This window comes from Deinococcus detaillensis (genome assembly GCF_007280555.1).
GTDB classification, from domain to species: Bacteria; Deinococcota; Deinococci; order Deinococcales; family Deinococcaceae; genus Deinococcus; species Deinococcus detaillensis.
Genome location: NZ_VKDB01000012.1, coordinates 12,708 through 32,297 on the forward strand (window position 1 = coordinate 12,708; position 19,590 = coordinate 32,297).

The 19,590-nt window shown below is 63.3% G+C and carries 22 protein-coding genes; 15 read left to right on the forward strand and 7 right to left on the reverse strand.

The genetic code is table 11. From position 1 onward, the window contains the following. The first annotated feature begins 23 nt into the window (after positions 1 to 23). Genes FNU79_RS11330 through FNU79_RS11350 form a run of 5 tightly spaced genes read left to right on the forward strand, consistent with a single transcriptional unit; the run spans position 24 to position 3,229 of the window. Positions 24 to 581: a TlpA disulfide reductase family protein gene (locus FNU79_RS11330; RefSeq protein WP_143720957.1), complete on the forward strand. Its 558-nt coding sequence runs from the start codon at positions 24 to 26 to the stop codon at positions 579 to 581. Continuing rightward, complete coding sequence (locus FNU79_RS11335) at positions 581 to 1,084, forward strand: cytochrome c-type biogenesis protein (protein ID WP_143720958.1); 504 nt, start codon at positions 581 to 583, stop codon at positions 1,082 to 1,084. The genes FNU79_RS11330 and FNU79_RS11335 overlap by 1 nt, the downstream gene beginning before the upstream one ends. Further along, positions 1,081 to 2,109, forward strand: coding sequence for a c-type cytochrome (locus tag FNU79_RS11340; RefSeq protein WP_225430028.1), 1,029 nt, complete (start codon positions 1,081 to 1,083; stop codon positions 2,107 to 2,109). The genes FNU79_RS11335 and FNU79_RS11340 overlap by 4 nt, the downstream gene beginning before the upstream one ends. A gap of 25 nt (positions 2,110 to 2,134) precedes the next feature. Further along, positions 2,135 to 2,689: a QcrA and Rieske domain-containing protein gene (locus tag FNU79_RS11345; RefSeq protein WP_143720959.1), complete on the forward strand. Its 555-nt coding sequence runs from the start codon at positions 2,135 to 2,137 to the stop codon at positions 2,687 to 2,689. A gap of 48 nt (positions 2,690 to 2,737) precedes the next feature. Next, positions 2,738 to 3,229 carry a GNAT family N-acetyltransferase gene (locus FNU79_RS11350; RefSeq protein WP_143720960.1) on the forward strand — a complete coding sequence of 164 codons (492 nt, stop codon included), beginning with the start codon at positions 2,738 to 2,740 and terminating at the stop codon, positions 3,227 to 3,229. A 27-nt stretch (positions 3,230 to 3,256) separates the two neighbouring features. Here the strand turns inward: FNU79_RS11350 and FNU79_RS11355 are convergent, their stop codons facing one another. Together FNU79_RS11355 and FNU79_RS11360 are read right to left on the reverse strand one after the other, a co-directional pair. Further along, positions 3,257 to 4,420 carry an LCP family protein gene (locus tag FNU79_RS11355; RefSeq protein ID WP_143720961.1) on the reverse strand — a complete coding sequence of 388 codons (1,164 nt, stop codon included), beginning with the start codon at positions 4,418 to 4,420 and terminating at the stop codon, positions 3,257 to 3,259. A gap of 54 nt (positions 4,421 to 4,474) precedes the next feature. Continuing rightward, positions 4,475 to 5,236: an ABC transporter substrate-binding protein gene (locus FNU79_RS11360; protein ID WP_124871102.1), complete on the reverse strand. Its 762-nt coding sequence runs from the start codon at positions 5,234 to 5,236 to the stop codon at positions 4,475 to 4,477. Positions 5,237 to 5,269: 33 nt separating this feature from the next. On the opposite strand from FNU79_RS11360, the gene FNU79_RS11365 reads away from it, so the two are divergent. Both FNU79_RS11365 and FNU79_RS11370 read left to right on the forward strand, forming a co-directional pair. After that, positions 5,270 to 5,713 (forward strand): peroxiredoxin family protein, encoded by a 444-nt coding sequence (locus tag FNU79_RS11365; protein ID WP_143720962.1) that lies wholly within the window; start codon positions 5,270 to 5,272, stop codon positions 5,711 to 5,713. Between the two features lie 49 nt (positions 5,714 to 5,762). After that, positions 5,763 to 6,428 carry a hypothetical protein gene (locus FNU79_RS11370; protein ID WP_225430029.1) on the forward strand — a complete coding sequence of 222 codons (666 nt, stop codon included), beginning with the start codon at positions 5,763 to 5,765 and terminating at the stop codon, positions 6,426 to 6,428. A gap of 4 nt (positions 6,429 to 6,432) precedes the next feature. Here the strand turns inward: FNU79_RS11370 and FNU79_RS11375 are convergent, their stop codons facing one another. Both FNU79_RS11375 and FNU79_RS11380 read right to left on the reverse strand, forming a co-directional pair. After that, positions 6,433 to 7,686 (reverse strand): M16 family metallopeptidase, encoded by a 1,254-nt coding sequence (locus FNU79_RS11375; protein WP_143720963.1) that lies wholly within the window; start codon positions 7,684 to 7,686, stop codon positions 6,433 to 6,435. Beyond that, complete coding sequence (locus FNU79_RS11380) at positions 7,679 to 8,920, reverse strand: M16 family metallopeptidase (protein ID WP_143720964.1); 1,242 nt, start codon at positions 8,918 to 8,920, stop codon at positions 7,679 to 7,681. The genes FNU79_RS11375 and FNU79_RS11380 overlap by 8 nt, the downstream gene beginning before the upstream one ends. Before the next feature lie 98 nt (positions 8,921 to 9,018). Here FNU79_RS11380 and FNU79_RS11385 point away from each other — a divergent pair, with 98 nt between their 5' ends. The 8 genes from FNU79_RS11385 (at position 9,019) to FNU79_RS11420 (ending at position 16,188) form a co-directional block, all read left to right on the forward strand. After that, on the forward strand, positions 9,019 to 10,293 hold the full coding sequence (locus tag FNU79_RS11385) for a S41 family peptidase (RefSeq protein WP_185974690.1): 1,275 nt from the start codon (positions 9,019 to 9,021) through the stop codon (positions 10,291 to 10,293). Positions 10,294 to 10,344: 51 nt separating this feature from the next. After that, on the forward strand, positions 10,345 to 11,478 hold the full coding sequence (gene cax, locus FNU79_RS11390; protein ID WP_143720966.1) for a calcium/proton exchanger: 1,134 nt from the start codon (positions 10,345 to 10,347) through the stop codon (positions 11,476 to 11,478). A gap of 267 nt (positions 11,479 to 11,745) precedes the next feature. Beyond that, positions 11,746 to 12,345, forward strand: a complete 600-nt coding sequence (locus FNU79_RS11395) for a hypothetical protein (protein WP_143720967.1) — start codon at positions 11,746 to 11,748, stop codon at positions 12,343 to 12,345. Next, on the forward strand, positions 12,342 to 12,911 hold the full coding sequence (locus FNU79_RS11400; RefSeq protein ID WP_143720968.1) for a DUF2239 family protein: 570 nt from the start codon (positions 12,342 to 12,344) through the stop codon (positions 12,909 to 12,911). Before FNU79_RS11395 ends, FNU79_RS11400 begins: the two co-directional genes overlap by 4 nt. Next, on the forward strand, positions 12,908 to 13,468 hold the full coding sequence (locus tag FNU79_RS11405; protein WP_143720969.1) for a 3'-5' exonuclease: 561 nt from the start codon (positions 12,908 to 12,910) through the stop codon (positions 13,466 to 13,468). Before FNU79_RS11400 ends, FNU79_RS11405 begins: the two co-directional genes overlap by 4 nt. Before the next feature lie 27 nt (positions 13,469 to 13,495). Continuing rightward, a complete protein-coding gene (gene ispF / locus FNU79_RS11410) occupies positions 13,496 to 13,981 on the forward strand; it encodes a 2-C-methyl-D-erythritol 2,4-cyclodiphosphate synthase (protein ID WP_143720970.1) in 486 nt (161 codons plus the stop codon). After that, positions 13,978 to 14,451, forward strand: coding sequence for a tRNA (cytidine(34)-2'-O)-methyltransferase (locus FNU79_RS11415; protein WP_143720971.1), 474 nt, complete (start codon positions 13,978 to 13,980; stop codon positions 14,449 to 14,451). The genes ispF and FNU79_RS11415 overlap by 4 nt, the downstream gene beginning before the upstream one ends. A 57-nt stretch (positions 14,452 to 14,508) precedes the next feature. After that, on the forward strand, positions 14,509 to 16,188 hold the full coding sequence (locus tag FNU79_RS11420) for a S8 family peptidase (protein WP_318636144.1): 1,680 nt from the start codon (positions 14,509 to 14,511) through the stop codon (positions 16,186 to 16,188). A gap of 12 nt (positions 16,189 to 16,200) precedes the next feature. Here FNU79_RS11420 and FNU79_RS11425 read toward each other — a convergent pair whose 3' ends face one another. The 3 genes from FNU79_RS11425 to FNU79_RS11435 all read right to left on the reverse strand — a co-directional run bounded on the left by FNU79_RS11425 (position 16,201) and on the right by FNU79_RS11435 (position 19,561). Beyond that, positions 16,201 to 17,670, reverse strand: coding sequence for a glycoside hydrolase family 3 N-terminal domain-containing protein (locus FNU79_RS11425; protein ID WP_143720972.1), 1,470 nt, complete (start codon positions 17,668 to 17,670; stop codon positions 16,201 to 16,203). A 71-nt stretch (positions 17,671 to 17,741) separates the two neighbouring features. Then, the gene (locus tag FNU79_RS11430; protein ID WP_143720973.1) at positions 17,742 to 18,623 is read right to left on the reverse strand and encodes a carbohydrate ABC transporter permease; all 882 of its coding nucleotides are present in this window, start codon (positions 18,621 to 18,623) and stop codon (positions 17,742 to 17,744) included. Then, the gene (locus FNU79_RS11435; RefSeq protein ID WP_143720974.1) at positions 18,620 to 19,561 is read right to left on the reverse strand and encodes a carbohydrate ABC transporter permease; all 942 of its coding nucleotides are present in this window, start codon (positions 19,559 to 19,561) and stop codon (positions 18,620 to 18,622) included. The genes FNU79_RS11430 and FNU79_RS11435 overlap by 4 nt, the downstream gene beginning before the upstream one ends. Positions 19,562 to 19,590 lie beyond the last annotated feature (29 nt).

Here is a 19,590-nt window from a genome sequence, read left to right on the forward strand (position 1 = left end):
ACCTGCCACGTTCAAGGAGCTTCATGACCAAACTCAACTCCACTCCTCCCGCTTGGCGGCGCTTTATCGCTCCGGGCATTGCCTTTGCGCTGGTGGCCGCGCTGGGCGTAGCGCTGCTGCGGCCCAAAGACGCTTCGAGCGGCGTGGGCGATCCGCTGCTGGGCAAGGCCGCCCCAACATTCGTCCTCAAAACGCTGGACGGCGGCACGGTAAGCTTGGAGCAGCTCAAAGGCAAGCCGCTGGTGCTCAATTTCTGGGCCTCGTGGTGCGTGCCGTGCCGCGACGAAGCGCCGCTGCTGCGCGAAGCCAGCGAAAAGCAGAGCGCGGCTGGCCTCAACGTGGTGGGCGTCCTGTTTCAAGACCCCGACAAAACGCGGATGCGCAAGTTCATTGCCGATTACGGCTTGGCCTACCCCAACTTGCTCGACAGCGACCTCAAAACGTCGATCAATTACGGCATTACTGGTGTGCCGGAAACCTTTTTTATCGGCACGGACGGGTTGATCAAGTCGGTTGACCGGGGCGGCCTGACCCGTGAGCGGCTCTCGGCAGGCCTGCAAAGCATCGGAGTGACGTTCTAATGTCGGCCCTCAAGCGCCTACTGACCGCCTTCCTGCTCACTTCGTCTGCGCTGGCCGCTCCGCTGACCCCCGCGCAGCAAAGCCAAGTTTCACGCGTCGGCAACAGCATTCGCTGCCCAATTTGCCGCGACGTGCTGCCGATCACCGAGAGCGGCAACGACATCAGCAAGCAGATGCTCTCAGAAATCAGTGCCCAGACACAAGCTGGACAGACGGACGCGCAGATTTACGATTATTTTCGCGAGCGCTACGGCCAGCGGGTGCTGCTCAGGCCGTCCAATGATTTTGCCGGAAAACTGCTGTGGCTTTTGCCTTCTCTGGCGCTGCTGCTGGGCGGCGGGGCGCTGACGGGCTATTTGGTCGGTCAGCGGCGCGGCGCGGGTGCTCCCGTCAAAACGGCGGCTGACCCCGCCCTCAACGCCGACGAACCCGAAGACCCCTATCTGGCCGAAATCCGCGCCCAAGTCCAAACTGGCCGTGAGCAGCAGCGGGGCGAGTCGTGAACACTTTGCTGATCGTGCTGTTGGTCTTGCTGGGACTGGCCGCGTTGCTGGCAGTGATCTCGCCGCTGCGGGCCCGCAACGCCGCTGACCCCAACGCTGCCGAGCGCCTGCGTCTGGAAGGTGAGCGCGACGCTTTGACGGCTGAACTGATTGACCTGAAGGATGAAGCCCGCCGCCCAGACTTGGAAAACCGCGCCGCCCGCAGCCTGCGTGCCCTTGACGGCTTACCGCCCGCACCCAAATCCGGCAGCGTATTCGCGCCGGCTTTGACCGGCGTGGTGCTGGCCGCAGCGGTGGTGGGCGTGGGCGCACTCAGCTTCGTGCCGCAGTGGCAACTGGCCGCGCTCGACAGCGGCGAAGGAACAGCCATCAAAAGTGCCCTGAGCTTGCCGAGCTTGCAGGCGCAGGCGCAGCGCGGCCAAACCCAAGCCGCTTATCTGGCGTGGGGCGACGCGGCCTTTACTGCCGGACAATACGACCAAGCCAGCGCCGCTTACGCCAGTGCGCTGCGGCTCAATCCCAAGCAGCCCAAAGCGCTGCGGCGGCTGGGCATCATGCTGCTGACCGGACAAGGCCGCAGCGCCCCGACCAACGAGCAGCAAGCCTCGCAGGCCTTTTTGCTGGTTCGCACTGCCGCTCAACTCGCGCCGAGCGACCCCGAAAGCCAGTTGCTGCTCGGCTACGCGTTCAACAATTTTGGCGAGTCCAAGCTGGCCCTCACCGCGCTGGAGCGCTACCAGAGCTTAGATCCCACCGGACGCGAAGCCGACGATTTGATCGCCACCCTGCGGGCCAGCACGGCCCAAACCGACCCGGCTTCACGAATCTACGCGGCCAACTGCGCCAGTTGTCACGGCGCGGGCGGGCGCGGCGGCCTCGGCCCCAACTTGCACGAAAGCCGCCTCAGCAGGGCCGAGCTGAAATCGGTCATTCAAAATGGCAAGGGAGCTATGCCGGCTTATCCCAACATCAAGGGCGCAGAGTTGGAAGCGCTGGTGAGCAAGTTGGAAGGCTGGCAGAAGTGAGCGGGGCCGAAGGGCAGCTTCGCTGATGCCCACCCGCCGTCAGCTTTTAGAAAAATGGTGGCTGCTGCCGGTCGGGGCGACGGTGGGCGTCTTCGGCTACATGGGCTACTACGCCAGCCGCATCACGTTTGGCAAAGAAAAGCCCAGTGCGCCTGACTTTGTGACGGGAACAGCCGTGCGCGTGGCGGCGCTGACGGCGCTCAGCGGCGAGTGGGGGCAGCAAGCATTTAGCTACGATAAGCGGCCCTGCATCCTGCTGCGCTTGCCCGCCGCCACGCTGGGCAGCTTGGAAGTGGACGGGCAGCACTACGCCGCCTTCAGCCGAATCTGTACCCATTTGGGCTGCACCGTCAACCTGGTCAAAGACCCCGAAGTGCTGGCCTTCAGCTTCAGTTACCGCCCGCCGGACAATATGCCCCGGCTCGGTTGCCCCTGCCATTTCAGCGTCTTCGATCCGCTGCGCTCGGGTGAAGCGGTGTTCGGCAAGGCCCGCGCTCCGCTGCCGCGTGTACGGCTGGAACGGCGCGGCGCGGCGCTGTGGGCCACGGGGATCGAGGCTCCTCCGCCGCTGGGAACATAAGCAAGGTGCGGACGGAACTGAAGCGGCTGGTTTGCTCTACACTTCAGCATGCTCGGTTGGACTGTCCGGCCCGCTCAACTGACTGAACTCCCGCTGTGCGCCGGCATTCTGGAAGCTGCCGCCCGCGACTTGCAAGCACGCGGCGAAGCCCTCTGGCCGCACTCCGCCATGACGGTGGAGCGCTTGGCAGCGCAGTATCCGCCTGCTGGCTTTCGCCTCGGCTGGCTGGGCGGCCAAGCGGCGGCCACCATGGTGCTGCTGGCCGCCGACCCCGACTTTTGGCCCGATGCGCCGGAGGGAGAAGCGCTTTACCTCCACAAGCTCGGCGTGCCACCTGAGTTTCAGGGGCAAGGGTTGGCGCGGCGAATGCTGGAAGCGGCAGTTAGCGAAGCGAAAGCGGAGGGCTGCACCTTCCTGCGGCTGGACACCACTTGGAACCGTCCCAAACTGCGGGCCATTTACGAGCGATTTGGCTTTGAAGTGCGCGGGCGCAAAGTGGTGCACGGGTACGATGTGGCGCTGTACGAGCTGCCAGTTTGAGGCAGAGGCGGCGGTTCTTACCTTCCCTCAGTTCGGCACCGGCGTGTCGCTGCCCAGCAAAATCGTGAGATCCGCGCCCGCCGCGCCGCCTGCCGCCTGTACCTGACCATAACCCAGATCCGCCCTGAGGCCGCTGAGCGCCGCGCCCGCCGCGCCTGCGATGAAGGTGGTCGGCGCTTGACCGCGCTGCAAATTCACGATCCAGACGTTGCTGTAACCCGCCGCCGCCAATTTGTCTTGGAGGGCGCGGGCCGCGCCTGCTGGAGCGTCGATATTGGCAATCGCCACGCTGCGGCTTCTGGGGTCGCTGGGATCACTAAACGACTTGGAAATGAGGGCGCGAATCTCGCTGCGGTTGGCCGTCCACGTTCCTGACGGGCCAAAATCGCCGGGTAAGGTGTGGGTGTTGATTTTGGGGCCGGAGAGCAGTGCGCCGAGCGTGTGCGAAATCACCTCGCGGCTCAGGCCCGCTTTGGTGTTGCGGTCAAGCGCCCCGATCACGCTGGGCCAGCGCCAGACGTTGAGCGGACTCGTCAGCTTTTGGCTGAGCGACTGCAAATAAAGCTGCTGGCGGGTCACGCGGCCAATATCGCCCAGATTGTCGTGGCGAAAGCGCAAAAAGCCTTCGACCTGCGGGCCACTGAGGTGCTGCATTCCCGGCTGCAAATCCACATGCAGCTTTCCGGCGTTGTCGTCGTACTGCATCCGTTCCGGCACATTCACATCAACGCCGCCGGAAGCGTTGGTCAGGTCGCGCAGGGCGTTGAGGCTCAGCAGGGCGTAACCGTCTACCGGCAGGCCAGTCAGGTTTTGCACCGCTTGAACCAGCACTTCGGGGCCGCCGCGCCGGTTGGCGGCGTTGATTTTGCCGTAGCCCGCCTGACTGCCCCCAACAGAAGGAATGTTGACCCAGGTGTCACGGGGAATACTGAGCAGCTCCACCTCGCCGCTCGCCCGCAGCTGCGCCAGAATGATGGTGTCGGTCAGTCCAGTGTAGTCTTCTGATTTGGCCGGATAGGGCCAGACCGGAGACGCTTCATCGTAGTTGGGAGTCACGCCCGCCAGCAGCACGTTGACCGGGCGCACAGGAGTCGAAGGAACAGCGCCGTACTTGAGCAGTGCGGGCACAGCCGGAGAAATGAGCGCCGCCAGACCCGCGAGAGCCAGCAGCAAAAAGACACGAAACCACATCGGTCGTCAATCTAGCAGCCTTGCGGGTGAGGAATCCTCAGAGCGCGGCTCAAATCACTTTTGGACAATCCACTTGTCGAGCAGCTTTTGATATTCGCCGCTTTTTTTCATGCGGGCCAAGGTCTTGTCGGCGGCGGCGGCGAGGTCGCTTCCTTTCTTGAACACAGCGCCGTAATCTTCGGCCACCAGCGCTTTGCCGGCTTGATCAAACTGGCCGGGCAAGCGCCTTTTAAGGTCGGTGACTGTGGGCGCGTCGCCGATCAGCGCCACGATTCGGCCCGCCTGCACGTCAGCGAGGCCCGCCGCGAAGTCGTCATAGACCTTGAGATTGGCTCCCTTGGGCTTGAGGGTATCGTTGGCCGCGAATTGGCCGGTGGTGGTGGCCTGCACCCCGATGTTGATGTTTTTGACGTCGGCAGGCCAAGCGAACTTACTCGGATTGCCGGCCTTGACGATAAAGACTTGGGCACTTCGGTAATACGGCGAACTGAAACTCACCACTTTGGCCCGCTCAGATGTGATGGTAATGGCGCTCATGGCCATGTCCACCCGCCCCGAGGTGACCGACTGCGGCATCAGTGCGCCGAAGCCCACCGCCTGAATCTGGAGTTTGACGCCCAAATCTTTGGCCACCGCTTTGGCAATGTCGATGTCGAAGCCCTGAATGCTGCCGTCTTCGCCCTTGAATTCAAACGGCTGAAAGGTGGGATCGGTGCCGAGCACCAGCACACCTTTTTTCTTGACTTCGGCCACACTGGTCGCCAGAGAAGTTGGAATGAGCAGCAGCGCCGACAACGCGAGCAGGGAACGTAACATGCTGAGCATGCTAGCGCGTGGGATACTGCTTCTGTGCGCTGGCCTGCTCCCACCGAATTTGTGCATCTGAACGCCGTACCCGACCCTACCGAGTGGACGCGGCCCGGACTGGTGCAGTTTTTTAACTTGGAATGCCCAGCCTGCGTGTCGCGGGGCATTCCGTTTATGCGGCGTCTGCACGCTGAGTTTGGGAATTCGGTGAACCTGCTGGCGATTCACACCAGCCGGGGCCACCGCTTGTATGCGCGTGAGCAGGTTGAGCCGCAGTTGCTTAGATTTGCCCGTGACTACGCCAAGTTGCCGTTTCCCGTCGCGCTGGATTTGGACGGCTCGGTGGCCGAGTTCTGGCACACCGAGGGCACGCCGCACTGGCTGGCCTTCGCGCCGGGCGGCGAACTGCTGCGGAGCGTATACGGAAGTCAGGAAGGAGCGCAGACGCGGCTGGCGTATTTGCTGGGGGAGTGGGCTCCGAATTAGCAAGCTTCAACTCGCACAAAGCCGTGCACGGCTAGGCTAAATTGGGCGTATGCGCCCCTGGATGCTGGAAGCCCCAGATAGTGAGTCATCGGCAGCGACCCGCGAAGCCTTTGCAAAAGCTTGGGCGGCGTGTGACATGGCGCTGTTGCCGGAACATGTTCCGCGATGGCTGTTTTTGCAGTGGTTGGCAGAGCAGGGATACTTGCTGCACGGCTCACAGCAGGGCGACATCACTCAATTTGAGCCGCGCACGCCCTTTGATTTCAGTCCAGATGAGTTCAGCAAACGCACGGGCGTGTTTGCAGCTTCTGATGGGATTTGGGCCATGATGTACGCGCTCAAAGACCGGGGAAAAGTCAAGCGAATCCTCAATCTGGCGCTGCAATTCAAAGAAGCGGCAGATTGGTCGCCGACAGTTTATTTCCTGTCGTTTTCGCTGCGTGAACTCAGCACTACCACCGGGCACGAACCGCTAACATCCGGTTTTGTCTATGTATTGCCCAGCGCCGGCTTTGAGCAGATGCCTGCCTACGACTGGCCGGAGCTGGGAACGGTCTTGGAACCGCACTGGGTCAATCCCAATCCCGTTACGCCGCTCCTGTGCATACCGGTCACACCCGCCGACTTCCCCCTACCCGTGCGGCTTCACGATGCGGCGCGGGTGGACGCTCTGTGCGCCGACGATCCTTGGGGCTTTCCTTGGCTGGATGAGTAAGCCCCTAGACCAATTCCCCAACCGGCCCCAGCACCGCCACCCGCAATACATCAAACGGCCTGCGCTCTAGCACGGCGCGGACTTGCCCTGGCGTCACGTCGGCGTAACGGCGCACGCTCTCCGAGGCGCTGATGAGTTCGCCGCGTGCCAGATAATCCATGCCGAGGCTAAACAAACGGCCCTGCGGCGTGCCACTTCTCAGCAGCGCCCCCACCGCGATTTTGCGGGCAGCCCGGCGCACTTCGAGGTCGGTGATGCCGCCATTTTGCACTTCACCCAGCACGGCGCGGTAAGCGTCCAGAACTTCTTGGGTGCGCGGCGGGTCGCAGGAAAAGCCGCCCACAAACATGCCCGCGCCGTCGTACTCGGCGTGTGAAAGGTCGGCGCTGTCACACAGGCCGGTGTCCACCAAGGCCCAGTAGAGCCGCCCGTTTTCGCCGCCGATGATCTCGGTCAGCACGTGGGCCGCTTCGCGCAGCGGGTCGGCGTTGCTGAGGCCCGGTGCGGCCAGCGCCACCTGAGCGCGGCTGAGCTCGGCGTCAGGCGTCACGCTCAGGCCGCTTTGAGGAACGTGGGGCGTGATTTGCCGCTCGAACGAATGGCGGGGCCACTCGGCACAGACTTGCTCGGCGGCGTCCAGCACAGCCTGCTCGTCAAATTGGCCGCAGACCGCCAGCGTGATATTCGGCGCAGCGTAGCGCTCGGCAAAGTTGCGGCGCAGCACCTCGGGCGTCAAAGCGCTGACCGTTTGCGCCGTGCCCAGCACCAAGTGGCCCAGCGGATGCTCACCCCAGTATTCGGCGTTCAGGATGTCCATGAGGCGCGAGTCGGGCTGATCGGCGTACATCTCGATTTCTTCCAAAATCACTCCGCGCTCGGTGCCGACTTCCTCAGGGCGCAGGGCCGGCGTCAGCAGCACACTGAGGGCGCTGAGCAGCTCGCCGGCTTGTTCGGGCAAGCTGGCCGCGTGATACACGGTAGCTTCCTCGCTGGTAAAGGCGTTGGCCTGCCCGCCCAGCGCGTCCAAGCGGGTGTTGAGATCGAGGGCGCTGACGGATTCGGAGCCTTTGAACATCAGGTGTTCCAAAAAGTGCGACGCGCCCAGCTCGGCGGGCCGCTCGTCTCTGGCTCCAGTGCCCACGAAGTAGCCCATCGCTAACGTTTGGGCGTCGGGATCGCGTTCCAGCAACACGGTCAGGCCGCTGCTCAACACATGCTTGGTGGGCTTGAGGCCCGCTTGAGTCGTGGGATCAGACATGGGCCGCCTCCGTTTTGAGTGACAAAGGCACCGGGCCGAGCGACGCCAAACTGAGTTCGCCCAAGTCGTAACCCGCTAGAAAGGTATTGACACGCTCCAAAGTCAACTCGGCAATTTCGGTTCTCATTTCGCTGGCCTCGCGCACCCGCCCGAAAACGGCCAAGTCGCGGGCCATCCCGCCGCTGCGAGCACGGATGCTCTCGGAGCCGAAAACCGTGCTGGCCATCAAGGCGTTTTTGGCGCGGTCAAACTCGGCCCCCGTCAGTCCGGCTTGCCAGCGGCGCAGTTCGCCGAGCATCACGCTCAGCGTTTCGGGAGCGCGTTGGGGAGTGCTGGCCGCGTAGCCGCTGATGAGGCCTACCCCGCCCACCACCTGCGGGCCAGCGTGGACACTGTAGGCCAGCCCCCGGTCTTCGCGCACTGCTTGAAACAGGCGGCTGGCGCTCCCGCCCGACAAAGCGGTGAGCGAGAGGTGCCAAGCCAACCAGTCCGGCGAGAGCGGCGAAATGCCCCGTCCGGTGAAGGTGAAGTGGGTCTGCTGGCTGTCGCCTTTGAGGTGCGAGGTGGTACCCAGAATCGGCGTCAGCGGTACTGGCTGGGTGTCTGCTGTTTGCCAGTCTCCGAACAATTCGGCGGCCAGATCAAAGACTGCTTCGGCCTGCGTGTCGGCCACCACGCTCAGGATGCTGCCGTCCGCGCCGTAGCGCTGCCAAAAGGCGCGGGCAGTGTCGGGGGTGATCTGACTGAGGCCCTGCGCCGTGCCGCTGGTGGGGTGGGCGTAGCCGCTTGTTCCAAAGACCATTCGCCGCGCTTCCAGGCCCAGGCGCTCAGCGGGGTTGTCCTGCGAACTTTCCAGATCCTGGCGGGCGAGATCGAGCAGCACCGGCAACTCGCCTGCGGGAAGGTGGGGGCGGCGCAGCAGATCAGCGTACAGGCGCAGCGCTCCGGCGAGGTCTTCATTCAGGCCGCTACCCGAAAAGTAGGTTGCCTCGGCGTCTATCCCGCCGCCGCGCCGCACACCGAGGTCGTCCAGGGCGTCTTGAAATTGCCGAGCGCTGAACGCGCCCGCACCTTTGTAAAGCCATTCTTCCACCAAGCCCGCCGTGCCTTCCTGCCCTGCGGGGTCGTGGGCGCTGCCCAGCGGCAGGCGCAAATGGAAGGAAAAACCGGGGGTGGCGCGGCGCTCAAAGGCCACAGTCAGGCCGCTGGCGAGGGTTCGGGTTTGGGCAGGCATCAAGGAAGATTCTAGAGCAGGGAGGCGGGAGAGAAAGGGGGAGTCCTCTCAGGCCAAATTTCAGGTGGGCTTGTGGTTCCCGGCCTAGCGTGATGGGTATGAAAAAGCGCTTGGTTTGGCGGGGGCTGTTGCTGGGAATGGTGCTGAGTGGTTTGGGAGCGGCCCAGAGCCAGCCGCCCGCCCTCAACTCTCCCCCACTCAATCTGACCAACGCTCTCTACCTGAGCAAAGCGCTGACCTACATTCAAACCCACGCGCTCTACAGCAGCCGGGTGGACTGGCCCAAGACTCAGGCCGAGGCGCAGCGATTGGCCCAGACCACCACGACCACCGCCCAGCTCTACCCCTTTTTGCGGGAAGTCATTCGTGAACTCGGCGACCACCACAGCGCTTTTCAGACTCCCACCGATGAAGGGTTGCTGCTCAACAATCTGGGCAAACCCGACGCCGGATATTTGGCGGTGGCGACGCTTGACGGGCTGCACCGGGTTTCTTCCGTGTTCGCGGGCAGTCGGGCAGCCCAAGCTGGGTTGCGGGCGGGCGATCTGATCGTCTCGTACCAGAACAACGGCAGCGTGTCACGCCACCTGACCTGGCGGCATAGCGGCGAGCGAACTACCCATACAGCCACTTGGCCCCTTCAACCCAACACCTCACCTGTGCCAGCGGTGGGGCGGGCGCTGCCGAACCATCTGGGAACGCTGGAGCTGTATTCCAACATGCCGTGGGCAAGTCCAACCTTGCAGATCAAGTACGCGGCGCAGGCCCAAGCGCAGCTCAAGAGCGCTGACCAGACGGCCCGGTGCGGCTGGATTCTTGATTTGCGGCGAGATGAGGGCGGCAACACCGGCGCGATGATGCTGGCGCTTGGCCCCTTACTGGGCGACGGCTCTGTCATGACGTACTGGCCTCAGCGGCAAGCGGCACTCAGCCAGCAAGTCATTTACAAAGAGGGCCAGGTCAAGGCAGTGGTGGCGGGCCGCCCGCGTGATCTGGGCTTGATCTTTGCGCTCCCCCACCCCGTCACCCTGAAAGTCAAGAACCCGCCGGTTGCCGTCTTGCAGGGCAGCTTCACCGCCAGCGCGGCGGAAGGGTTGGTGGTGGCCTTTCACGGACGCCCGCTGACCCGCTTTTTTGGCGCGGCCACTTATGGGGTGCCAACCGGCAATGCTGGAATCCGCCTCCCCGATGGCGCGAGCATTCGGCTCACCGAGGGCGTCAGCGTAGACCGGCAGGGCCATCAGTACGAGGGGCCAATCGCGCCCGACGTGGTCACGGCGGAATGGAGCCACTTCGGGGAAGCGGGCGACCCCACGCTGATCGCCGCAACCCAGTGGCTGGAAAGTCAGGCGAGTTGCCGGGCGGCCAGATAGCAACCCTTTAATCTGCTGCGCCGCCCCTGTCCATCCCCTATTGTCAGCGCTATGAATCTCTTGCTGGCCTTTATCCCGATCAGTCTGCTGCTGGAATACGTCTTTCACGCGCCGCCGCTGTGGGTGTTCGGCGCGTCCACGGTAGCGATTATTCCGCTGGCCGACTGGCTCAGGAAGGCGACCGAACAGGTCGCCGCCCGCGCGGGACAGACCATCGGCGGGCTGCTCAACGTCACCTTTGGCAACCTCGCCGAGTTGATTATTGCCATTTTCGTGCTGCTGGCGGGCAACACCGCTGTGGTGAAAGCGCAAATCACCGGCAGCATCATCGGCAACGGGCTGCTGGGGCTGGGGCTGGCCATCTTGATCGGCAGCTTTGGCCGCAGCCGCCAGAAATTCAGCGGCGAGAACGCTGGGCAGCTCAATTCGATGCTGTTTTTGGTGGTGGTGGCCTTGCTGCTACCCGCCCTGTTTGACCTGACCGAGCGCCTGCCTGCCTTTGAAGCCGGAAGCGCCGCCGCCCGCAACAACTTAGACGAATATCTGAGTTTGGGCGTGGCGGTGGTGCTGATCTTGGTCTACGGCCTGAACTTGGTTTATACGCTGGTGACGCACAAAGACGTGTTTGCGCTGGAAGAAGAGGAGCATCAAGGCACGCTCTGGCCGACTTGGAAAGCGGCGGCAGTGCTGCTGGGCGCAACGGCCATCATCGCGCTGGAATCCGAGATGCTCTCCGGTGCGCTGGACGCCAGCAGCGCCGCGCTGGGCCTCAGTCCGTTTTTTCTGGGCATTATTGTTTTGGCGGTGGTAGGCAACTTTGCCGAGTACATCGCGGGCAGTTACTTTGCGCGGCAAGGCAAAATTGGGCTGGCCATCAATATCGCCATAGGCGCGACCATTCAAGTGGCATTGTTTACCGCGCCGCTGCTGGTGATTATTTCGTATTTGATCGGCAAGCCGATGAACTTGGTGTTTTCCAGTCCGCTGGAACTGGTGGCGATTGTGGCAGTGGCGCTGATCGTCACGACTGTCACCAAAGACGGCGAGGCGACCTGGTTTGAAGGCGTGATGCTGATCGCGGTGTATTTGCTGCTGGCACTGGCGTTTTACTTCGTGACACCCAGCGAGAAAGCGGCACAGTTGAACATCCCACCAGCTCAGGTGGTCGTACTCCAAACAAGCTGAGTAGTTGAGCGTTGCAAACTTGCACCGCCCAATAAACACCCCGCCTGAGCTGACCCTTAGGCGGGGTGTCAAAGCTCAAGGGGAACATACATAAACTTACTCTGGCTAGCGACTCGAACAGCGTCTATGTCGGCGGAGCGGCATGCGGCGGCCAAGTGGGCCGCGCCCTGCTGAAGCCGTTGCGGGTCGGGTACACATTCGGGCGCTGGCTGGACTTGGTGTCCCTTCCGCTCACACTGGACAACGCGGGGCGTTCAGAATAAGGCCATGACCGCGCCCGATCTTCAAACCGGCCTGCCCGCGCCCAGCGCCACTGCCAAGGAACTCACCCGCCTTGCCCGCAGCGGCCCGCCCCACGTCCGCGAAGCGGCGGCCCGCCATCCCAACACGCCCGCCGAAGTGCTGGGCAGCCTCGCCGCCGACTTTCCCGAAGCGGTGATTGCCAACCCAGCGCTGCCACTTCTCAGGCTGGCCCAAATGCAGCATATTCAGCGCTGGACGGGCCGCAGCTTGGCCCGCCTCGCCGCCGTGGACGCCGCTCCCGAGTGGATTCAAGAACTGGCCATGCGTCACAGCGACCCGCAGGCGCAGTGGGCGGTGGCAGGCCGCGCCGCGCTGAGCGAAACCCGGCTGCGCCAACTGGCCGCCAGAGGCGAATGGCAACTGCGGGCGGCGGTGGCCCAGCACCCCGATTTGCCCGCCGAAGTGCTCGCCAGCCTCGCCGCCGACCCCGATTACGGCGTGCGGCTCTCGCTGGCGGCTCACCCCACCCTGCCGCCGGAAGTCTTAAGGCTCCTGCAACAAGACCCCCACCCCTTGGTGCGCCGCCGCACCCAGATGGTCAATGCCAAAGTGAGGCCGCTGTGAATGAAACTGCTGTCCGTGAGCAGACCTACACCGCCTTTCTCGGACAGGAGCGCCTGATCACCGCGCCGCTGCCAGAAGTCTTGGAGCAGGTCAAGCGGCACTTGGATTCTTCTGAACGGGCCTTGCCCATCTTGATTTTTGATGACCAGACCGGAGCGCAGGTGGATTTTAATTTTCAGGGCAGCGCCGCTCAGATATTGGCTGGAGCCGCCCCGCCCGCCCCCGATCCGCAGGCCGCCGTACAAGAAGTCAACCTGTTGCCGCGCCACTGGGAGTGGCTGCAGGCCCAGCCCAGCGGAAAGTCGGCCACCCTGCGCCGCTTAGTGGACGCCGCCCGCAAAACTGAAGCCGGAGCCGCCCGCGCCAGAGCGTCCCGCGACGCTGCCAGCCACTTTCTCACCGTGATGGCGGGCGATCAAGCGGGATTGGAAGACGTGCAACGCGCCCTTTACGCCGCCGACCGTGAGCGCTTTGAAACGCTGATCTTCGCTGCCGACTGGCCCGAAGGCGTCAGCGCCCACGCGCTTTATTTGGCTGGGGCAGCTTTTGGAGAAGAAACGCCATGACCCCTTTTCCGCTGCGCCAGCCGATCATTTTTCTGGATACCGAAACCGGAGGCCGCGACCCCAAGCGCCACCCGCTGCTGACCATCGGCTTGGTGACACTTGGCCTGGACGGTCAGATCAGCCGCCCGCTGCACCTGCTGGTCAAGCACGATCACTACGAGGTGGAAGCGGGCGCGATGGAGGTCAACGGCATTGATCTGGAGGCCCACGACGCCGCCGCCCAGCCGCCCGAAGCGGTGGCCGCCGCCGTGCGTGAATACGCCGCCGAAGTGGGGCGGGTGATGCTTGGCGGCCACAATTTCAACTTCGATTTGGGCTTCTTGCGCCCGCTGCTGCCAGATTTACGCAAAGTCTTCAGAAGCGGCTACGTGGACACCAAACTCAGCGCCCAGTTTCTGATTCACGCCGGAGCGTTGCCGCATCAAATCGGCACACCGCTCAGCCAACTCACCGAGCATTTCGGCATCGAGTACGCCGCCCACAACGCCCTGGAAGACGCTGCGGCGACGGCCAAGGTGTATGTGGAACTGCTGAAGTTGGCGGGCGGCTCCGGCTAAAGAGTCAGGCCGGCTAAACTCCTGTCTATGTCAGCACAACCGCTCCCCTACCGAATCGGCTACGGAGAAGACGCCCACCGCCTCGCTGCTGGAAGGCCTCTGATTCTCGGCGGCGTCGAAATTACTGGCGCTGAGCGCGGCCCAGTGGCCCACAGCGACGGCGACGCGGCCCTGCACACCCTCTCCGACGCCCTACTCTCCGGCCTCGCGCTGGGCGACATCGGCCAGTATTTTCCTGATACCGACCCAAAGTGGGCGGGCCTGAATTCGGCAGACATCTTGCGGCGCTGCCTTGAGTTGGTGCGCGAACGCGGCTACGCACCCGCCAACGCCGCCTTGGTCATTACCTTGGATACCCCCAAACTCGGCAGCAAACGCACTGAAATCGCTCAGCGAATCGCCAAGCTGCTGGGGCTCGATTCCAGCGAGGTGGGCGTGAGTTTCAAGACCTCCGAAGGCCTCGCGCCCGACCACATTCAGGCCCGCGCCACCATCCTTTTGGTTCGGCTATGACTGAAAATCCTCAGCTCCCGGTATCACTTTGCCATGTGGTGCTGTATTCACCCGAAAAAGCCGGCAATGTCGGCAACGTGGCCCGCACCTGCGCGGTGCTGGGGGCCGAGCTGCACCTGATCAGGCCCTACGGCTTCCACCTCCAAGACCGCGAGTTTGCCCGCGCCGTGATGGATTACCTGGAAGGCGTGACGCTGCACCAGCACGATTCCTGGACGGCCTTTCAAAATACCCTGAGCAGCGCGGCAAGGGTCTGGGCTTTTTCCACCCACGCCACTGACATTTACAGCGACGCCCAGTTTGTGCGGGGCGATTACTTGTTGTTCGGGCCGGAATCGCGCGGCTTGCCGGTGTGGCTGCGCGACGCCCTCCCCAAACTCAAATTGCCGCAGCCTGGTGGGGGCCGCAGCCTGAATTTGGCAGTGGCAGCGGGCGCGGCGGCCTTTGAAGTGCAGCGGCAAGTCGGCTGAGACGAACTCGACTTCAGCCCTCAAGCAAGATCAGTTTCAATCCGGCAAAATGACGACATGAAACAGCTTCCCCGCGCTTTTGCCCTGCTGGGCTGTGGCTTGGTTCTCCTGAGTGCTTGCACGCCGCCCTCGCCGCCCGTCGACAGCGTGTATACCCTCAGCGGCAAGGTGTTTGCGCCGGGAGCTGGTGGCGTCACGCCGCTCAGCGTTCAAGGGATGAACTGGAGTGCGCCGCACGTCGGCGGCCAAGTGCTGCTGACTGCCCAAAATCTCAGCGCCCAAAGCCTGAGTCCAGCCGCGCTTTCGGCGTTGTCGGGTGTGCGTACCCAGAGCTTGCCGAGCGCAGGCTTGACAGTTGCCTACACGCCCGCCGGACAAACGGACGCTGAATTTGCTGCCACGCTGGCGGCCAGCGGCCTCGCGGCGCAGCCCAATTACCGCTACCAAGCGCTGAGCGCACCCAACGACCCCGGCTATCCGATCAACGCGGGTATCAGCGTTGGTGGCGCACTGTATGACCAGGATTACCTGACCCGCATCAACGCCCAGGGCGGCTGGGACAAGCTCGAAGCCCTCGGCAAAACGCCCGTCGGCGCACTCACAGCGGTGCTGGATACCGGTGTAGACACCGCTCACGAAGACTTGGCGGGCCGCTTGCTGCCGGGCCGCGACTTTTGCTCGTCACTTGTGACCGACGCGCAGGGCAACACCAATTGCAGCGGCGAAGACAGCGACCCCAGCGACCTTACGCAGGGCAGCGAAGCCGGGCACGGCACTTCCAGCGCGGGCCTGATTGGAGCGGCCACCAACAACGGCAAAGGCATCGCGGCCCTGACCTGGAGCGGCAAAACCATCTTGCCAGTCAAGGTCTTTGGAGCCAGCGGCGCGAACTCAGGTGCAACGACAGCCAGCCTGACCGCCGGGGTTAAGTACGCTGTCGCGCAGGGAGCCAAAGTCATCAACATGAGCCTCGGTCTGGTGGGAGCCAGCACTGATCCGGCCCTTTCCAAAGCGGTTGCTGACGCTGCTGCTGCCGACGTGCTGCTCATTGCCGCCGCGGGCAATACGCCCAATCAGGGTCTGTACTACCCCGCCAGCGACCCCAACGTGATGGCCATCGGAGCACTCGCCAAAACCGACGCTCTGGCGTGTTACAGCGCCCGGCCCGCCGCAGGTCAGAAGGGGCTCGACCTGGTGGCTCCCGGCGGCAACGCGGGCAGCGGCACGCCCAACTGCTACCAGAGCAGTGAGTACGACATCTTGACGCTGGCCACCACCGCTCAGGGCCGCTACACCCTGCGGGCGGGCACCAGCGAAGCGGCCCCGCAAGTCAGCGGCGCGGCGGCGCTGCTCCGCGCCCTGCGGCCCGATCTGAAGGTCAAACAGATCAGGGGCATCCTGACCGCGACCGCCGAAACGGTAACCGGTGGCCGACTGCTCAATGTAGGCGCTGCTGTTCAAGCGGCGTCTGCCTACGGCGGCGGAATCGTCCCAGTGCCCTTCGTGCCCTACAGCCTCCGGGTAGACGCCTTCCTCGGCGACGCGCTGGCAGGCACCGCGACCACGACCGGCAAGGACGCGCCGCCTATTCAGAGTGTGACTTACCGGATCAAAAATCTGGTGGCCGGGACTTACACGCTGAAGGCCACTTTGACCGTCGACAATGTCATCAGCAGCGGCGAGGCCACCGTGACGATCAGCGGCGGCGACGCCGTTCGCAACATTCAGACCCGCTAAGCTTCAACAACCTCAGCCGCCCACCAACGCCGCCGCCAACGCTTGCAAGTTGGCGGGCCTGAACCCGTGGGTGATGACGGCAGGCAACCCCAGCGCCGCCACATGTTCGGGGTTCCAGAGGGCCAGATGGAGAGCGGGGCGGTTTTGCAGTTCTGCAGCCAGTTGCCTCAGCACGTTTGGCAAGGTCCAGCGCCCCGTCGTCGCCAGCAGCACCGGAGCGTTCGGAAAGCGGGAAAGTAAGCTGAGGGCAAAATGCGAGTCTTCATCGAGGAGAGCGACCCACAGGTGCGGAAAGACCGTTCGCAACGACCCCGCCAGCGCTTCACCGCTCAGCGAGTCGCCGTAAGGGCCGCCCACTTCTGCCGCACTCGGCACCAACAGCAGCACCGGCTGACTGGGATCGAGGCGCGGCGGCGTGCCGACCCACTCCAGCGCTTGCCGCGCCCAATTCGCCACGCTGCTTTCGTCGGTGCGGCGCTGCTCAGCTGTGTAAGGGCGGGGCTGGCCGGGAAAACGGAGGGCCGCCACCGAAAGTCTGGACACCGCCTGCGCCACCCGCTCCTGTGAAAGTTCGCCGCGTTCAAGTGCCCGCTCTATCGCCTGCGCGTGTTCGGTGTGGGTGGCAAGGTCGCCGTGACCGCAGTTGAGCACCGCGTCCGCTCCGGCGACCAGGGCCAAAGGAGCCGCCTGCCCGTGCGGATGGTGGTCGGTGATCGCCTGCATATCGCTGGCGTCAGTGACGATCACGCCGCCGTAGCCCCATTCTTCCCGCAGTAAACCGGTCAGCACTGGGCGCGACAGGGTGGCAGGCTCCAGAGCGTCGAGTGCCGGATAGACAATGTGGGCGGTCATGATGCTGCCCACGCCCGCCGCCACCGCCGCCTTGAAGGGCAGCCACTCGGTCTGCTCCAACTCAGAGCGAGACTTGTCGACGATTGGCAGACCCAAATGGCTGTCCACAGCGGTATCGCCGTGACCAGGAAAGTGTTTGACGGCGCTCATCACCCCCGCGCTTTCGCTGCCCAGTGCCCACGCCACGCCCAAGCGGGCCACCTCGCTCGGATCAGCGCCGAACGCCCGCTCGCCGATCACCGGATTAAGCGGGTTGATGTTGACGTCTAAGCTCGGCGCAAAGTTCCAGTTGATGCCGAGTTCGAGCAGGCCGCGTGCAGCGACGGCCCCCGCTTCAAACGCCGCCGCCTCGCTGCCGATAACGCCCAAGGCTTGCGGCGTCGGCGGCATTGGCACGTCCAAGCGCCGCAGCACTGCTCCGCCTTCCTGGTCGGTGGCGATCAGCGCGTCGTGGCCCAGCGCCTGACGAATATCGGCGACGAGCCTCGCGGTGCGCTGGAGCGACGAAAAGTTGCGGGCAAACAAGCACACGCCGCCGAAGCCGGAGCGCTCAAGAAAGCGGCCCTGCTCAGGGGTGAGATCGGGGCCGGGCAAATCGGTGATGAGGGTACGGGCCGAGAAGTGGGGCACAGTGGGGGTTCTCCTTGCGAGGGGCTTGTGAAAGGTGATTCATCATTTGTTGGAAGAGTTGGCTCCTCCCCCTACTTGACCGCGCCTTCCATCCCGCGCATAAACAGCTTCTGGGCCGCCAAAAAGACCAGCAGCACCGGCACCATCATAATCAGCGAACCGGCGGCGATGTTGAACGGGTCGTAGTTGAATTGCCCCTTGAGCCGCAGCACCGCCACGCTCAGCGGCGCTTTGTCGGGGGCTGAAGACAGCACCAGCATCGGCCAGAAGTAGGCGTTCCACGCGCCCACCAAGGTAAAAATGCCCAGCGCCGCCAGCGAAGGCTTGGTCAGCGGCAACATGATGCGGGTCAGGATGGTCAGCTCTTTGGCTCCGTCAATGCGGGCGGCCTCGATCAGCGCCTGCGGAATGCCCAAAAAGGCCTGACGCATCAGGAAAATGCCGAAGGCTCCGGCAATGGTGGGAAGCACCACGCCCAAGTGGGTGCCCAGCAGCCCCAACCTGTTGAGGGTCAGGATATTGACGATGAAGGTCGTTTCGCCGGGCAGCACCAGCGTGGCGATAATCACCGCGAAAATAATGTCGCGGCCCGGAAACTTGAAGCGGGCCAACGGATAAGCCGCCAACGCCGAGACCAGCAAAGTGCCGATCACGGTCAGGCCAGTAATCGAGACGCTGTTCCAGATGTATTTACCGAGGCTGAACTGGTTATAGACTTCCACGAAGTTGCGCAAGGTCACCGCTCTGGGAAAGAGGCTGGCCGGAAAATCATAGATGCTGCCGCCACCGTGCTTGTCGGTAACGGCAATCGCTAGCGTCCACAAAAAAGGAAACACCGCGAACAAGAGAACGGCGATCAAGACGGCGTAGCGCACCACCAAGCGGCCCCACTTGCGGTTTTTGCGGGGGGAAAACGTGGCGCGTGCGGGAGCGCCCTGCTGGACGAGACTCATTTGCCGCCTCCTGTGTCGTCGCGGAAGACCCGGAAATTGATAACCGAGAGCAGCAAGGCCACCGCCGCCACCACCAGACCCGCCGCACTGGCTAGGCCGTAATCGAAGTTAAAGCCCTGAAACGCTTTGGAGTAGACGTACATCAGCGCCGTGTAAGTGCTGTTGAGCGGCCCGCCGTTGGTCAACACCAGCACTTCTTCCAGCACCCGCAGGGCAGCAATGGTCGAGAGCAAGCTGCACAACAAGATGGTGGGCTTCATCAGCGGTACTGTGATGCTCCAAAAACGCTTCCAAGCGCCCGCGCCGTCCAGCACGGCAGCTTCTTCCAGTTCTTCAGGAATGCCTTGCAGACCCGCCAGATACAGCACCATGTAGTAGCCGAAGCCGCGCCAAAAGGTGACCAGCATCACGGCCCAGAAGGCGGTCAGCTCGTTGTTGAGCCAGCCGAAGGTGCTGTCTTTGGCAATCAGATGGGCGTTGGTCAAAATCCAGTTGAGGGTGCCGTCTTTGTTGTAAATCCAGTCCCACATCACGGCGGCCAGCGAAATGCTTGTAACCACCGGCACGTAGTAAGCCGCCCGGAAAAAAGCCATGCCGGGCAGGTTTTTATTGACCAGCACCGCCACCGCGAGCGAGGCGAGTTGCAGCACCGGAACGATAATCAGGTATTTGACGCTGTTGACCATCGACTTGAGAAACAGAGGGTCGGCAATCAAGGTGCGGAAGTTGTCCAGGCCGATCCACTTGGGCGGCAGGCCCTGTCCGAAGCGTGCCCCGCCGTATTCGGTGAAGCCGAGATAACTGCCGTAAGCCAGCGGGTAAAAGGTAAACAGCGCCAGCAAAATCAGGGCCGGAGCCAGAAAGGCGTAAGACATCAAGGTGTCGCGCAGTGAGTATTTGGATTTGGTGGGCGCTTTATGGCGTCGGGATACGGTCATCAAACCACCTCATTTCAATTGCCGAGAAA